Here is a 15,518-nt window from a genome sequence, read left to right on the forward strand (position 1 = left end):
ATTTGACCCACTCCTCTTCCCTTCCGCAGGACCGGCAGCGCTTCGCCTTCGCCGAGAGCCTTCGGGCGGACGCCCTGATGGAAGAGGACGTCGCCTGGAGTCACGAGATCGACGAGGAGCGTGACGGCGACCAGTACGACCGATCCGAGCGGGCCGCGCTGCGCCGCGTCGTGGGCCTGTCCACCGAGCTGGAAGACGTCACCGAGGTCGAGTACCGGCAGCTGCGCCTGGAACGCGTGGTGCTGGTCGGCGTCTGGACGTCCGGCACGGTGCAGGACACGGAGAACTCCCTGGCGGAGCTGGCCGCGCTCGCGGAGACCGCGGGCGCCCTCGTGCTCGACGGGGTCGTCCAGCGGCGTGACAAGCCGGATCCGGCCACCTACATCGGCTCGGGCAAGGCCCAGGAACTGCGCGACATCGTGGTCGAGACCGGCGCCGACACGGTGGTGTGCGACGGTGAGCTGAGCCCCGGCCAGCTGATCCACCTGGAGGACATCGTCAAGGTCAAGGTGGTGGACCGCACCGCCCTGATCCTCGACATCTTCGCCCAGCACGCCAAGTCCCGAGAGGGCAAGGCGCAGGTCTCGCTGGCCCAGATGCAGTACATGCTGCCGCGGCTGCGCGGCTGGGGTCAGTCGCTGTCCCGGCAGATGGGTGGCGGTGGCTCCGGAGCGGCTGGCGGCGGTATGGCCACCCGAGGCCCCGGTGAGACCAAGATCGAGACCGACCGGCGCCGTATCCGCGAGAAGATGGCGAAGATGCGCCGGGAGATCGCGGAGATGAAGACCGGCCGCGACATCAAGCGGCAGGAGCGCAAGCGCCACCGGGTGCCCTCGGTCGCCATCGCCGGATACACCAACGCGGGGAAGTCCTCGCTGCTCAACCGGCTCACCGGCGCGGGTGTTCTGGTGGAGAACGCACTGTTCGCCACCCTGGACCCGACCGTGCGCCGGGCCGAGACGCCCAGCGGGCGGCTGTACACCCTCGCGGACACCGTCGGCTTCGTGCGGCATCTGCCGCACCACCTGGTCGAGGCGTTCCGCTCCACCATGGAGGAGGTCGGCGACGCCGATCTGATCGTCCATGTGGTGGACGGCTCGCACCCGATGCCGGAGGAGCAGCTGGCCGCCGTGCGCGAGGTGATCCGCGATGTGGGCGCGGTCGACGTGCCCGAGATCGTGGTGGTCAACAAGGCGGACATGGCGGATCCGCTGGTGCTCCAGCGGCTGCTGCGCCTCGAGAAGCGCGCCATCGCGGTGTCGGCCCGTACGGGGCAGGGCATTGACGAGCTGCTCGGGCTGATCGACGCCGAGCTGCCGCGACCTCAGGTCGAGATCGAGGCGCTGGTGCCGTACACCCAGGGCAAGCTGGTCTCGCGTACGCATGCCGATGGCGAGGTGCTCTCCGAGGAGCACACCGCGGAGGGCACGCTGCTCAAGGCTCTGGTGCACGAGGAACTGGCCGCCGAGCTGCGGCGGTACGTACCCGCAGCCACCCCCTCGCAGGGCTAGCCACACCCCTTCCACGGCGAAGGCCCGCCTCCGGGAGACCGGGGGCGGGCCTTCGTCGTACGCGCCGAGGGCGCGCGGGCCCTCGCGGGGTGTGCGGGGCGCGGCGGCCGGCCGGGGCCGACCGCCGCGCCCTTCGTTCCGGCACGGCCGGATGGTTCTACTGGCGTCCTACTGGTTGGCGAACTTCTTGCTGACCGCGTTGTAGAGGGCCTTCGCCTCGGGGCCGAGGTGCGGGCCGGCCAGCCAGGTGGCGTTGGACGGGCCGATCGACGTGTTCGACACCAGCGCCGGCTTGCCGTTGGAGCCGGTCGCGACCCAGCCGCCGCCGGACGAACCCGCGGTCATGGTGCAGCCGATGCGGTACATCGTCGGCTGCTTGGCGTCGAGCGAGAGCCGGCCGGGCTTGTCCGTGCACTGGTTCATCTTCTGGCCGTCGAAGGGGGGCGCGGCCGGGTAGCCCGTGGCCGTGATCGCGCTGATGGACTTCACCGCCGGGGCGTTGAAGTCGACCGGCAGCGCGCCGCCGACCGTCTCCTCGAGCGACTTGCCGCCGCTGTTCTCCGGCTTCACATGCAGCACCGCGAAGTCGTACGGGGCGCCCTTGCCGCCGATGGACGCGCCGTTGTCGATCCACTGCGAGGAGGTCTGCGCCCAGTCGGCCCACCAGACACCCTTGGGCGCCAGCTGTTCCTTGGTGGCGTTCTCCAGCTCGGCGGCCGACTTGCCGGCGTCGTTGTACGAGGGGACGAACATCAGGTTCTTGTACCAGCCGCCGCCCTTGCCCGCGTGGACGCAGTGGCCCGCCGTCCACACCAGGTTGGACTTGCCCGGGTGCGCCGGGTCCTGCACCACGGTGGCGGAGCAGACCATCGAGCCCTGGGGGCCGTCGAAGAAGACCTTGCCCGCCTCGGGGACGTTGGCGCTGTAGGGGCTCGCGACCTGTTTGGCCGTGACCGGCTGCGGGTCAGGGTCGGTTATGCCCTGGTCGCCCGAGATGTCGTTGTCGTCGACCGGAGTGTCGGGCTCCTGGGCCTCCTTCATCCGGTCCGGCTTCCAGAGGTCCTTGATGATCGGGTTGATGAAGTCGCCCGCCTCACGCAGCCAGTCGTCCTTGTCCCACTTGTTCCAGGCGCCGTTCTTCCACTTGTCCAGGTCGATCCCGAGGTCCTTCAACTTGTCGTCGAGGTTGTCGGGAAGGGTGACGTCGCCGGCGTTCTGAGAGGAGGAAGCGGTCGGCTCGGACTCCGCGTTGTCGTCCGAGGGGCCGCACGCCGTGGCGGTCAGCGCCAGCACCGAGGCGATGGCCGCGGCGGCCAGCACGGGGGAGTTGCTGCGGGTGCGCAGCGCCCTCCACCTGGACCGTGAGCGCGAGGCTTGCTGGCGATTGGATGGCATGGGCGGAACTCCCCCTGATGTTCTGGGCTGCTCTGAGTGCTGCTGTGAATTTGTCATGCACCGCCCCCGAGGATGGGGCGGCCCCCACTATGCCGGTGCCGCCTACGACGGCCGGAGCCGGGTCCTTGGTTCCCGGTCGCACGGATCTTCCGGTTGCCCGTGATCCCACGCCCCACGCGTCGTTGGTACGTGCGGGGGACAGCCGAAAGGCGCTCAGCAGCAGGAGGACCGAAGCCGTGCCCGCACCCGACATGCCGCACTCCCCCGGGGAACACCGCCCACACCTTCCGTCGGCACCGCGGACCGCCGCCGAGCGGTGCCAGGACGGGGCAGGCGCCGAGGCGGCGGTCGTCCCACGGCAGGGCCGCCGCGCCGACAGCGCGCCCCGCGGCCAGACCCCGGCGACCCGCCCGGCCCCGCTGGGCGGCTCCCCGTGCGACGTCCCAGAGCTCGACCCGTACGACGCCCCGGACGATCCGCTGGACCACCCCGACCCCTGGGCCGCGGCGGACGCCTGCGCCACCGAGAACCTGCTGCGCTGCTGGGTGCGCGAGAGCGGCGCCGCTCCCCCCGACACGGACACCCTGCGCATCCCGCTCCCCGCCACCGACACCGCGCTGCTCGTGCCAGTGCGCCACTGGTCAGCCACCGGATGGCACCGCTTCGGCCCACCCGTGTTCGACGGCGGCGCCCAGGACGCGCCCGCCCTCGACGCGGTCACCCTCGCCTCCCTCCTCGGCCGGGAGGCGGACCACGGCACCGAGCGGCTCGGTGCCCGGGCCGGGACCACCGAACTCGTCGGCCGCGTCGCGAACTCCGTGGAGCACACCGCCCGGTTTCTGTCCCGCCGGCGGGGCGCCCCCGCCGATCCCGCCACGGACACCCCCTTTCTGACCGCCGAACAGTCCCTTCTCTTCGGACACCCCCTCCATCCCACGCCCAACAGCCGCGAGGGGCTCTCCGACGCCGAATCGCCCGTCTTCTCACCGGAGCCGCGTGGCTCCTTCCCCCTGCACTGGATCGCCGTCGACCGGTCCGTGCTGGCCTGTGACTCGGCCTGGACCGAACGCGGCCGGACCGTGCCCGCCGAACGGCTGGCCCTCTCGCTCGCGGGCCCCGACCCGGAACTTCCGTCCGGCACCGTCCCCTTGCCGCTGCACCCCTGGCAGGCCCGGGAGATCCGGTACCGCCCGGACGCCGCCGCGCTCTTCGACACGGGGCTGTTGCGCGACCTGGGACCGGCCGGCGAACACTGGCATCCCACCTCCTCCCTCCGCACCGTGTACCGGACCGGCGCACCCGCGATGCTCAAGCTGTCCCTCGGCCTGCGGATCACCAACTCCCGCCGCGAGAACCTCCGCAAGGAGCTGTGCCGTGGCGTCGAGGTGCACCGGCTGCTGCGCAGCGGCCTCTCCGGGCAGTGGCGTGCGGCCTGCCCCGGGCGCCCCGGTTTCGACATCGTCCGCGACCCCGCCTGGCTCGCGGTCGACAAGCCCGACGGCACTCCGCTGACCGGAGTCGATGTCGTCATCCGGCACAACCCGTTCGGCCCAGGTGACGAGGCCGTGTGTCTGGCAGGCCTCACCTCGCTCCGCCCCTGGCCGGACCGCAGCGCGATGTGCTCACGGCTCGAACGGATCGTCGCCCGGCTCGCCGCCCGAACCGGCCGCCGCCCCGCGACCGTCAGTGCCGAGTGGTTCCTGCGGTATCTGCACACCGTCGTACGGCCCGTGCTCTGGCTGGACGGGGAGGCCGGCATCGCCCTGGAGGCGCACCAGCAGAACACCCTGGTGCTGCTGGACCTCGACGGCTGGCCGATCGGCGGCCGCTACCGCGACAACCAGGGCTACTACTTCCGTGAGTCCCGGCGCCCCGAACTCCAGCGGCGACTGTCCGACCTCGGGGCCCACAGCGACACGTTCGTCTCCGACGAGGTCGCCGACGAACGGTTCGCCTACTACCTCGGCGTCAACAACATCCTGGGCCTGATCGGTGCGTTCGGCTCCCAGCGGCTCGCGGACGAGCGCCTTCTGCTGGCCGCGCTCCGCCGCTTCCTCGCCGAGGCCGCGTCCGGCCCCGCGAAGATCCGCTCGACACTGCCCGCCAGGCTCCTGGAGGCGCCCACCCTGCGCTGCAAGGCCAATCTGCTCACCCGGCTGCGCGGCCTGGACGAGCTTGTGGGCCCGGTGGATACCCAGTCCGTCTATGTCGCCATCCCCAACCCCCTGTTCCGATCGGTGACTTCCCACGCATGACTTCCACGGCCCGGCGCCCCACGACGCCCCGGTAACGACAAGAGGAGAGCGCCGCCATGCCGCCCACCGACTCCGGCACCGGCTCCAGCACCGAGGACACCCTCGACATGCGGCCGTCCGAGGAGCGCGCCGCACGCCTTGCCGAAGAGCACCTCGCCGGGGCGGAGGCCCTCGACCGGCCGGACCTGCTCGACGGGGTCGCCCAGTGGGGGGCCGCCGGCACGGCGGTGGGCGCCTTCCAGCTCGTACCGGTCCACCTCGAGCGCGATGTCGAGCTCATCGCCCGATGGATGAACGACCCGGCCGTCGCCGCCTTCTGGGAACTGTCCGGCCCCGACGAGACCACCGCGCGGCATCTGCGCGCCCAGCTCGACGGCGACGGCCGCAGCGTGCCCTGCCTGGGGGTCCTGGACGGGGTGCCGATGAGCTACTGGGAGGTGTACCGCGCGGACCTCACCCCCCTGGCCCGGTACTACCCGGCCCGGCCGCATGACACGGGTCTCCATCTGCTCATCGGCAGCGTGCGCGATCGGGGCCGCGGCATCGGCACGGCCCTGCTGCGCGCCGTGGCCGACCTCGTCCTCGACCGGCGACCCTCCTGCGGCCGGGTGGTCGCCGAACCCGATCTGCGGAACAGCCCCTGCGTGGCCGCCTTCCTCGGCGCCGGCTTCCGTCTCGCCGCCGAGATGGAACTGCCCGACAAACACGCTGCCCTCATGCTGCGGGATCGCACCCTGCGCCACCTCCTGTGATCCGCCGGCGCCACTTCGCGCCTCTGCCTTCCATACACCGCCCGCCCCGTTCCGGTTCCGCGCCAGGAGATCCGCCCCGTGATGTCAGTGCCGCCGCGTAGGCTGACAGGCCTATGACTGCATCGTCCCCGCCGCCACTCGCTGACCTGCTGCATGCCGCCGTCACCGCCGTCGGCGGCACCGAGCGCCCGGGCCAGGTCGCCATGGCCGAAGCCGTAGCCGAGGCGATCGGCGACAATTCCCATCTGCTGGCCCAGGCCGGCACCGGCACCGGAAAGTCCCTCGGCTATCTCGTGCCCGCCCTCGCGCACGGAGAGCGTGTCGTGATCGCCACGGCCACCCTCGCCCTTCAGCGTCAGCTCGTCGAGCGCGACCTGCCGCGCACCGTCGACGCCCTGCACCCGCTGCTGCGCCGCCGCCCCGAGTTCGCCATGCTCAAGGGCCGCTCCAACTACCTGTGTCTGCACCGCCTCCACGAGGGCGTGCCACAGGAGGACGCCGAGTCGGGGGAAGCCGGGCTGTTCGACCCGTTCGAGGCCGCCGAGCCCACCAGCAAGCTGGGCAAGGACCTGCTGCGGATGCGGGACTGGGCCGATGAGACCGAGACGGGCGACCGCGACGATCTGACCCCCGGCGTCTCCGACCGCGCTTGGTCCCAGGTCTCCGTCTCCTCGCGGGAATGCCTCGGCGCGTCGAAGTGCGCCTACGGTGCCGAATGCTTCGCCGAGGCCGCCCGCGAGCGGGCGAAGCTGGCCGAGGTCGTGGTCACCAACCACGCGCTGCTCGCCATCGACGCCATCGAGGGCGCGCCCGTCCTGCCAAGCCATGAGGTGCTGATCGTCGACGAGGCCCATGAGCTGGTCTCCCGGGTCACCGGAGTCGCCAGCGGCGAGCTCACCCCGGGCCAGGTCAACCGCGCCGTGCGCCGCGCCGCCAAGCTCGTCAACGAGAAGGCGGCGGACGCCCTCCAGACCGCCGCCGAGACCTTCGAGCGGCTCATGGAGCTGGCGCTGCCCGGTCGCCTCGAGGAGATCCCCGAGGACCTCGGCTATGCCCTGATGGCGCTGCGCGACGCGTCGCGTACGGTCATTTCGGCGCTCGGCGCCACGCGTGACGCCTCGGTCCAGGACGAGGACGCCGTGCGCAAGCAGGCCCTCGCCTCCGTGGAGAACATCCACCAGGTGGCCGAGCGCATCGTGGACGGCTCCGAGTACGACGTGGTCTGGTACGAGCGGCATGACCGCTTCGGCGCCTCGCTGCGCGTCGCCCCGCTCTCGGTGTCGGGTCTGCTGCGCGAGAAGCTCTTCGAGGACCGGTCGGTGGTCCTCACCTCCGCGACCCTCAAGCTGGGCGGGGATTTCAACGGCGTGGCCGCCTCGCTCGGACTCTCTCCCGAGGGTGTCCAGGGCGCCGACGGCGAGGAGGGCGCCCCGCCCCCGTGGAAGGGGCTCGATGTCGGTTCGCCCTTCGACTACTCCAAGCAGGGGATCCTCTACGTCGCCAAGCATCTGGCCCAGCCCGGCCGCGAGGGCAGCCGCTCTGACATGCTCGAAGAGCTCGCCGAGCTGGTGGAGGCCGCGGGCGGCCGGACGCTCGGCCTCTTCTCCTCGATGCGTGCCGCCCAGGCGGCCGCGGAGGAACTGCGCGGCAGGCTCGACATGCCGATCCTGCTTCAGGGCGAGGAGACGCTCGGAGAGCTGATCCGCACCTTCGCCGCCGATGCCCGTACGTGCCTGTTCGGCACGCTCTCGCTCTGGCAGGGCGTCGATGTGCCCGGCCCGAACTGTCAGCTGGTGGTGATGGACCGGGTGCCGTTCCCGCGCCCCGACGACCCGCTGATGAGCGCTCGCCAGAAGGCCGTGGAGGAGGCCGGTGGCAATGGTTTCATGGCGGTCGCGGCCACGCATGCCGCCTTGCTGATGGCTCAGGGGGCGGGCCGGCTCGTGCGCGCCTCCGGGGACCGCGGGGTCGTCGCCGTGCTGGACCCGCGTGTCGAGCGGGCCCGCTACGGCTCCTTTCTGCGCAAGTCCATGCCGGACTTCTGGTACACGACCGACCGCAATCAGGTGCGCCGCTCGCTGGCCGCCATTGACGCCGCGGCCAAGAAGGCCCAGGCGTAGCACGGCGCGGACACAGCAGGGCCCCGGAACCGGCGCAGAGGTTCCGGGGCCCGGTCACTGGGCGCGGAGGGTCGACGCGCCTGGACCCGCCGAGCTCAGACCCGGCGCAGCACCGCGACCACCTTGCCCAGGATGGTCGCCTCGTCGCCAGGGATCGGCTGGTACGCGGCGTTGTGCGGGAGGAGCCACACATGGCCGTCCTCCCGCTTGAAGCGCTTGACCGTCGCCTCTCCGTCGAGCATCGCGGCGACGATGTCGCCGTTCTCGGCGACGGGCTGGCGGCGCACCGTCACCCAGTCACCGTCGCAGATGGCGGCCTCGATCATGGAGTCGCCCACGACCTTCAGGACGAAGAGCTCACCGTCACCGACGAGCTGCCGGGGGAGCGGGAAGACGTCCTCGACGGACTCCTCGGCGAGGATCGGGCCACCGGCCGCGATCCGGCCGACCAGGGGCACGTACGAGGCGGCAGGCTTGCCGGTGGTGTCGGCGGGCTGGGCGCTGGGCTGGTCGGAGCCGCGCACCTCGTACGCCCGGGGCCGGTGCGGGTCGCGCCTCAGAAAGCCCTTGCGCTCCAGAGCCATGAGCTGATGGGCGACGGAGGAGGTGCTGGAGAGGCCCACCGCCTGCCCGATCTCACGCATGGACGGCGGGTAGCCGCGCCGCTGCACAGAGTCGCGAATGACCTCGATGACCCGGCGCTGTCGGTCGGTCAGCCCGGAGCTGTCCGCCCGGATGCCTGGAGGTCGGCCGGGTAGGGAGCGCGTGGGCTTCTGCCCCTCCGGGTTCGTGGCTGCGTCATTCATCGGGTGGCCCTGGTTCATCGCGTGCGTGTGTTCGAGTCGGCTCTGGGAACGCTCCTGGGCGGTGATGGTGGCGCTCTCTGTGGTGGTGGTCACGACGGCCCCTCTCGAGATGTTCTCCCTAGTAGGGCAACGGTAGTTGCTTTCGAAAGGTTGCGCCAAACACACGTTCGAGTGAAATTTCGCAGATGAGCTGACGTGATCACAGGATTGGGTGTATAGGGCGATTGATCTGGTGGTCGGTGAAGGGGTGCCCAGTCTGACATCCTCACCCCCGGTGGCGTGGCGGCCGGTGGGCTTCGCGTAGTCTCGTGCCTGCTCGCGAGTCGGGACACGCCGCCGCTGCGGCTGGATGTCAGGCACCACATCTAGTGGTTAGATGGAGTCAGCCGCCCACAGGTTGTGGTCCCCGGTTATTCACAACCGAGCGCTTCGCCTATGCTTGTGGCCGCTTCGAAAGGCCTGTGAGGGCCGGTCGAAGCATGCCGAAGCACGTCAGCTATACGCCGTTCTTGAGGGTGAGGAGGGTACGGAGTCATGCACTGCCCCTTCTGTAGGCACCCCGACAGTCGAGTCGTCGACAGCCGGACCACCGACGACGGTTGTTCGATTCGCAGGCGCCGCCAGTGCCCCGACTGCTCGCGTCGCTTCACGACCGTGGAGACCGCGTCACTGATGGTGATCAAGCGGAGTGGGGTCACCGAGCCCTTCAGTCGCGACAAGGTCATCTCCGGGGTGCGCAAGGCATGCCAGGGCCGCCCGGTCACCGAGGACGCCCTCGCCAAACTCGGTCAGCAGGTGGAAGAGGCCGTGCGGGCCACCGGCAGCGCGGAGCTGTCCACCCATGACGTGGGGCTCGCCATACTCGGCCCGCTCCAGGAGCTCGACCTCGTCGCGTACCTCCGCTTCGCCTCCGTCTACCGCGCCTTCGACTCCCTCGAGGACTTCGAAGCCGCGGTCACGGAGCTGCGCAACCAGCAACGGCCTCCCGCGAACGACCGCGGGCCCGGCGCCGACGGGGCCGCGGAGGTCCCCGCGCCCGCCACCGCCACCGACTGAGTCGCGGCGGCCAAGGCCTGCCGGGGGCCGTAGTGCCCTCGGATGAACGACATACACCGTGCCGCGGGAAGAAAGCGGCACATCAGGGCGTTTTTGCCCGTACAGGGAGGCGGAATGACAGAGACGACGAGCGGCCCGGCACGAGGTTCCCGCTCCAAGGGAAGCAAGGCGGCCAAGGGTCTGCGTATCGAGCGCATCCACACCACTCCCGGCGTGCATCCGTACGACGAGGTGGTCTGGGAGCGCCGTGACGTCGTCATGACCAACTGGCGCGACGGCTCGATCAACTTCGAGCAGCGTGGCGTCGAGTTCCCCGACTCCTGGTCGGTGAACGCGGTCAACATCGTCACAAGCAAGTACTTCCGCGGCGCGGTCGGTTCTCCGGACCGCGAGTCGAGCCTGAAGCAGCTCATCGACCGGGTGGTGCGCACCTACCGCCGGGCCGGCGAGGAGCACGGCTACTTCGCCTCCCCCGCGGACGCCGAGATCTTCGACCACGAGCTCACCTACGCCCTGCTGCACCAGGTCTTCAGCTTCAACTCGCCGGTCTGGTTCAACGTCGGCACCAAGCAGCCGCAGCAGGTCAGCGCCTGCTTCATCCTCTCCGTCGACGACTCCATGGAGTCGATCCTCGACTGGTACAAGGAAGAGGGGATGATCTTCAAGGGCGGCTCCGGAGCCGGCCTGAACCTCTCCCGTATCCGCTCCTCCAAGGAGCTGCTCTCCTCCGGCGGCAACGCCTCCGGGCCGGTCTCCTTCATGCGCGGCGCCGACGCCTCCGCCGGGACGATCAAGTCGGGCGGCGCGACCCGCCGGGCCGCCAAGATGGTCGTCCTCGACGTCGACCACCCGGACGTCGAGGCCTTCATCGAGACCAAGGTGAAGGAGGAGGAGAAGATCCGCGCGCTGCGCGACGCGGGCTTCGACATGGACCTGGGCGGGGACGACATCACGTCCGTCCAGTACCAGAACGCCAACAACTCGGTTCGGGTGAACGACACGTTCATGAAGGCCGTGGAGTCCGGCTCGAAGTTCGGACTGCGCGCCCGGATGACCGGCGAGACCCTCGAAGAGGTCGACGCCAAGGCGCTCTTCCGCAAGATGGCCGAGGCGGCCTGGGCCTGCGCCGACCCTGGCATCCAGTACGACGACACGATCAACCACTGGCACACCTCGCCGGAGACGGGCCGGATCACCGCCTCCAACCCCTGTAGCGAGTACATGCACCTGGACAACTCCTCGTGCAACCTCGCCTCGCTCAACCTGATGAAGTTCCTCGACGACGATGACGCGGGCCGCCAGCGCTTCGACGCCGAGCGCTTCGCCAAGGTCGTCGAGCTCGTCATCACCGCGATGGACATCTCCATCTGCTTCGCGGACTTCCCGACCGAGAAGATCGGCGAGACCACCCGCGCCTTCCGTCAGCTGGGCATCGGCTACGCCAACCTCGGCGCTCTCCTGATGGCCACCGGCCACGCCTACGACAGCGACGGCGGCCGGGCCCTGGCCGGGGCCATCACCTCGCTGATGACCGGCACGTCCTACCGGCGCTCCGCCGAGCTGGCGGCGGTCGTCGGCGCGTACGACGGCTACGCCCGCAACGCCGACGCCCACAAGCGCGTCATGAAGCAGCACTCGGACGCCAACGGCGCCGCCAAGCGCATGGACGACCTGGACACGCCGGTGTGGGCCGCGGCCACCGAGGCCTGGCAGGACGTGATCCGCCTCGGCGAGAAGAACGGCTTCCGCAACGCCCAGGCGTCGGTGCTCGCGCCGACCGGCACCATCGGCCTGATGATGGACTGCGACACCACGGGCATCGAGCCGGACCTGGCCCTGGTCAAGTTCAAGAAGCTCGTCGGCGGCGGCTCCATGCAGATCGTGAACAACACGGTCCCCAAGGCGCTGAAGCGGCTCGGCTACCAGCCGGAGCAGGTGGAGGCGATCGTCGCCCACATCGCCGAGAGCGGCAACGTCATCGACGCGCCGGGGCTGAAGCCCGAGCACTACGAGGTGTTCGACTGCGCGATGGGCGAGCGCTCCATCTCGCCGATGGGCCATGTGCGGATGATGGCCGCGGCCCAGCCCTTCCTGTCGGGCGCGATCTCCAAGACGGTCAACATGCCGGAGTCGGCCACCGTCGAGGAGATCGAGGAGATCTACTTCGAGGGCTGGAAGCTGGGCCTGAAGGCTCTGGCGATCTACCGCGACAACTGCAAGGTCGGCCAGCCGCTCTCCGCCAAGAAGAAGGAGGAGAAGCCCGCCGAGCAGGCCGCGCCCGAGGCCGAGAAGGTCGTCGAGTACCGCCCGGTCCGCAAGCGCCTCCCCAAGGGCCGCCCCGGCATCACGACCTCCTTCACGGTGGGCGGCGCCGAGGGCTACATGACGGCGAACTCCTACCCGGACGACGGCCTCGGCGAGGTCTTCCTGAAGATGTCCAAGCAGGGCTCGACCCTCGCGGGCATGATGGACGCCTTCTCGATCGCCGTCTCGGTCGGCCTCCAGTACGGCGTGCCGCTGGAGACCTACGTCTCGAAGTTCACCAACATGCGCTTCGAGCCGGCCGGGATGACGGACGACCCGGATGTGCGGATGGCGCAGTCGATCGTCGACTACATCTTCCGCCGGCTGGCGCTGGACTTCCTGCCCTTCGAGACCCGGTCGGCGCTCGGCATCCACTCCGCGGAGGAGCGCCAGCGCCACCTGGAGACCGGTTCGTACGAGCAGTCCATCGACGACGCCGAGGTGGACGTCGAGGGCCTGGCACAGTCGGCCCCGCGCCACGTGGACGCCCCGCAGGCCGCCACCTCCAAGCCGCGCGCCGTCGCCCCGGCGCCGAAGCAGGCGCACAGCTCCACCGAGCTCGCCGAGATCCAGTTCGGGCTGAACGCCGACGCGCCGCTGTGCTTCTCCTGCGGGACGAAGATGCGCCGGGCGGGCAGCTGCTACCTGTGCGAGGGCTGCGGTTCGACCAGCGGCTGTAGCTGATCACCGGCCCTTCGGGGACGAACCGCTGAGGCGGGGTGCGGGCCTTGGCCCGTGCCCCGCCTTTGGCGCTCTTTGGCGCTCTTCGGGGCTCTTCGGGGCTCTTCGGGGCGTGCGCGGGGCGCACGGCCGCGCGGAGACTCGAACGTGCTGCCGCCGGGCGACCCCCACGCGTAGTCCACTCCTTCAGTCCGTGATGCGGGCCACCTATGGGGCCGTACGATGGCGCGGTGCTGGTCAAGTGGATTCGCTGCACCGTGGTGGACCGCCGCGGTTTCGAGCGGGGGCAGCGGAAATGGGCGGGGTTGCTCGGTGAACCGGGATTCCGGGGACAGGGCGGTGGCTGGAGCCGGGGGCGGCCGAACGTGGCGCATGTCTTCGCGTTCTGGGAGAGCAGGGCGTTCTACGACTCCTTCATGGCGCGCTCGCACGACCGGCTGGCGGCGGCGCAGTCGGGTACGTACAGAGACATGCAGGTGCGGCTGTTCGAGCACCGCTTCGATGTGAAGGTGGGCTTCCAGCCGCGGTTCACCGACGCGGACGTGGTGCGGGTGGCGCACAGCCGGGTGCACGCGGACCGGGTGGAGCACTTCACGCTGGTGCAGGAGAAGGTGTGGAATCCGGCGATGGCCGGGTCGCCGGGGATGCTGCGCGGGGTGTTCGGAGAGGCTCCCGGCAATGAGTTCCTCGTGCTGTCGATGTGGGACTCGGCCGCCGAGCACGGCAAGTACCGCACCGAGCGGGTGGAACGCCTCGGGCTGCGCGCGCAGACCGAGGCGGATGTGGCCGCGATCGCGGGCGATGTCGTCGGCGTCGAGTCCTCCTGGACGGTGTGAACGCGAGACCGGCTGCCGGCGCCGCCGGTCACCGGCCGCCAGTGCGAGATGGGCGACGACAGACCGGTGGCCTAGGGTGGCCGCATGGCACGACCCCGGCGCATCGTTCTCGTACGGCATGGCGAATCGGAGGGGAACGTCGATGACACCGTGTACGAACGGGTGCCCGACCATGCCCTCAGGCTGACGGAGACCGGGCGGCGGCAGGCGGTCGAGGCGGGCAAGCGGCTGCGCGCGACCTTCTCCGACGAGCGGGTCTCGGTCTATGTGTCGCCGTATCGACGCACCCACCAGACCCTGGACCTTTTCGGCCTCGACCCGGCGCGCACCCGCGTCAGGGAGGAGCCCCGGCTGCGTGAGCAGGACTGGGGAAACTGGCAGGACCGGGAGGACGTCCGCAAGCAGAAGGCCTACCGGGACGCCTACGGGCATTTCTTCTACCGCTTCGCCCAGGGCGAGTCGGGCGCCGATGTCTACGACCGGGTGGGCGCCTTCCTGGAGAGCCTGTGGCGCAGCTTCGAGGACCCCGGCCACCCGCCGAACGTCCTGCTGGTGACCCACGGGCTGACCATGCGGCTGTTCTGTATGCGCTGGCTGCACTGGACCGTCGCGGAGTTCGAGTCGCTGTCCAACCCGGACAATGGCGAGACCCGGACCCTGCTGCTCGGCTCCGACGGGCGCTACCACATCGATCGGCCCTTCCAGCGCTGGTGCGCCCCCGAACCCTACGGCCTGACCAGTTGGAGTGCGTGGGCATGACCGACGACCGATTCCAGCGGGCTCTGCGGAGCCTGCGTGGGCTGGCCGTGGGCGACGCGCTCGGCTCCCAGTTCTTCGTGCCCGTCAACTATCCGCTGCTGGGTCGGCGCGAGCTGCCGCCCGGCTCCTGGCAGTGGACGGACGACACCGAGATGGCCGGCTCCGTGCTGGCCGTCCTGGTCGCCCACGGCCGCATCGACCAGGACGCGCTCGCCCGGTCCTTCGCCGAGCACCATGACTTCGACCGAGGCTACGGCCCCGCCGTGAACCGGATGCTCCGCCTGATCAGACAGGGCGGGGACTGGCGGGAGCTGGCCGCGGGCCTCTTCCAGGGACAGGGCTCCTGGGGCAACGGCGCCGCGATGCGGATCGCGCCGCTGGGCGCCTGGTACGCGGGCGACCCGGAGCAGGCCACGCACCAGGCGGAGATCTCCGCGTACACCACGCACCAGCACCGGGAGGCCGTGGCGGGAGCGATGGCGGTGGCAGCGGCGGCGTCGCTGGCCGGCGACCCGGCGGGCGCGGGTGGGCCGGAGGCCCTGCTGGACCGGGTGATCTCGCTGGTGCCGCGCAGCGCCGTCCAGGCCGGGCTGCGCCGCGCCCGCGACATGCTCGACTACGCGGACGCCGGGACCGTCGCCGCGGTGCTCGGCTGCGGCCGCCGGACCAGCGCGCACGACACCGTGCCGTTCGCCCTGTGGGCGGCGGCCCGCCACCTCGGCGCCTTCGAGGAGGCGTTCTGGACGACCGCTCAGGTGGGCGGGGACGTGGACACCAACTGCGCCATCGTCGGGGGTGTCCTCGCGGCCGCGGAGGCCGGTGCGCCGCCCGGCGAGTGGCAGGGCCGCACCGAGCCGCTTCCGGACTGGGTCCCGACGTCGGGCTGACAGGCGCTGACGTGGGATGACACGGGGTGCCACCGGGGCCTGCGCCCGGCGAGCGACCCGCGCCGGCGAACCGCCCGCCATCGGTGTCGGGTTGAGCGGCGCCGCCCGCGGGGCCCGGTCGCGGGCCGCCGGGCGGAACCCGGTGCACGGCTGCCG

Annotated in this window: 11 protein-coding genes; 9 read left to right on the forward strand and 2 right to left on the reverse strand. The window is 70.8% G+C overall.

Translation table 11 applies throughout. The features are described 5' to 3' along the window. Positions 1-2 precede the first annotated feature (2 nt). On the forward strand, positions 3-1,511 hold the full coding sequence (gene hflX, locus ACH4S9_RS22490; protein ID WP_398373673.1) for a GTPase HflX: 1,509 nt from the start codon (positions 3-5) through the stop codon (positions 1,509-1,511). A 168-nt stretch (positions 1,512-1,679) separates the two neighbouring features. On the opposite strand, the gene ACH4S9_RS22495 is transcribed toward hflX, so the two are convergent. Continuing rightward, positions 1,680-2,906: a hypothetical protein gene (locus tag ACH4S9_RS22495; protein WP_311723802.1), complete on the reverse strand. Its 1,227-nt coding sequence runs from the start codon at positions 2,904-2,906 to the stop codon at positions 1,680-1,682. Positions 2,907-3,157: 251 nt separating this feature from the next. Here ACH4S9_RS22495 and ACH4S9_RS22500 point away from each other — a divergent pair, with 251 nt between their 5' ends. From ACH4S9_RS22500 to ACH4S9_RS22510, 3 genes are all read left to right on the forward strand, one after another. Further along, a complete protein-coding gene (locus tag ACH4S9_RS22500) occupies positions 3,158-5,161 on the forward strand; it encodes an IucA/IucC family protein (protein WP_398373994.1) in 2,004 nt (667 codons plus the stop codon). Between the two features lie 56 nt (positions 5,162-5,217). Next, positions 5,218-5,913 (forward strand): GNAT family N-acetyltransferase, encoded by a 696-nt coding sequence (locus ACH4S9_RS22505; RefSeq protein WP_358846276.1) that lies wholly within the window; start codon positions 5,218-5,220, stop codon positions 5,911-5,913. A 113-nt stretch (positions 5,914-6,026) separates the two neighbouring features. Further along, complete coding sequence (locus ACH4S9_RS22510) at positions 6,027-8,033, forward strand: ATP-dependent DNA helicase (protein WP_311723799.1); 2,007 nt, start codon at positions 6,027-6,029, stop codon at positions 8,031-8,033. A gap of 95 nt (positions 8,034-8,128) precedes the next feature. Here the strand turns inward: ACH4S9_RS22510 and lexA are convergent, their stop codons facing one another. Then, positions 8,129-8,932 (reverse strand): transcriptional repressor LexA, encoded by an 804-nt coding sequence (lexA, locus tag ACH4S9_RS22515; protein ID WP_311723798.1) that lies wholly within the window; start codon positions 8,930-8,932, stop codon positions 8,129-8,131. Between the two features lie 441 nt (positions 8,933-9,373). On the opposite strand from lexA, the gene nrdR reads away from it, so the two are divergent. The 5 genes from nrdR to ACH4S9_RS22540 all read left to right on the forward strand — a co-directional run bounded on the left by nrdR (position 9,374) and on the right by ACH4S9_RS22540 (position 15,362). After that, positions 9,374-9,895 carry a transcriptional regulator NrdR gene (gene nrdR / locus ACH4S9_RS22520; protein WP_311723797.1) on the forward strand — a complete coding sequence of 174 codons (522 nt, stop codon included), beginning with the start codon at positions 9,374-9,376 and terminating at the stop codon, positions 9,893-9,895. Between the two features lie 114 nt (positions 9,896-10,009). After that, a complete protein-coding gene (locus ACH4S9_RS22525) occupies positions 10,010-12,883 on the forward strand; it encodes a vitamin B12-dependent ribonucleotide reductase (RefSeq protein ID WP_311723795.1) in 2,874 nt (957 codons plus the stop codon). Positions 12,884-13,110: 227 nt separating this feature from the next. Beyond that, a complete protein-coding gene (locus tag ACH4S9_RS22530; RefSeq protein WP_358846278.1) occupies positions 13,111-13,716 on the forward strand; it encodes a YdbC family protein in 606 nt (201 codons plus the stop codon). Positions 13,717-13,800: 84 nt separating this feature from the next. Continuing rightward, positions 13,801-14,475: a histidine phosphatase family protein gene (locus ACH4S9_RS22535; RefSeq protein WP_352132082.1), complete on the forward strand. Its 675-nt coding sequence runs from the start codon at positions 13,801-13,803 to the stop codon at positions 14,473-14,475. Continuing rightward, positions 14,472-15,362, forward strand: coding sequence for an ADP-ribosylglycohydrolase family protein (locus ACH4S9_RS22540; protein ID WP_398373674.1), 891 nt, complete (start codon positions 14,472-14,474; stop codon positions 15,360-15,362). Before ACH4S9_RS22535 ends, ACH4S9_RS22540 begins: the two co-directional genes overlap by 4 nt. Positions 15,363-15,518 lie beyond the last annotated feature (156 nt).

Source organism: Streptomyces sp. NPDC021225 (assembly GCF_044332865.1).
Classification (GTDB): Bacteria; Actinomycetota; Actinomycetes; order Streptomycetales; family Streptomycetaceae; genus Streptomyces.

Coding starts and splice junctions, on each gene's coding strand:
- ACH4S9_RS22495 (WP_311723802.1), bottom strand. CDS start 2,906: ATGCCATCCAATCGCCAGCAAGCCTCGCGCTCACGGTCCAGGTGGAGG.
- ACH4S9_RS22500 (WP_398373994.1), top strand. CDS start 3,158: ATGCCGCACTCCCCCGGGGAACACCGCCCACACCTTCCGTCGGCACCG.
- ACH4S9_RS22505 (WP_358846276.1), top strand. CDS start 5,218: ATGCCGCCCACCGACTCCGGCACCGGCTCCAGCACCGAGGACACCCTC.
- ACH4S9_RS22510 (WP_311723799.1), top strand. CDS start 6,027: ATGACTGCATCGTCCCCGCCGCCACTCGCTGACCTGCTGCATGCCGCC.
- nrdR (WP_311723797.1), top strand. CDS start 9,374: ATGCACTGCCCCTTCTGTAGGCACCCCGACAGTCGAGTCGTCGACAGC.
- ACH4S9_RS22525 (WP_311723795.1), top strand. CDS start 10,010: ATGACAGAGACGACGAGCGGCCCGGCACGAGGTTCCCGCTCCAAGGGA.
- ACH4S9_RS22535 (WP_352132082.1), top strand. CDS start 13,801: ATGGCACGACCCCGGCGCATCGTTCTCGTACGGCATGGCGAATCGGAG.
- ACH4S9_RS22540 (WP_398373674.1), top strand. CDS start 14,472: ATGACCGACGACCGATTCCAGCGGGCTCTGCGGAGCCTGCGTGGGCTG.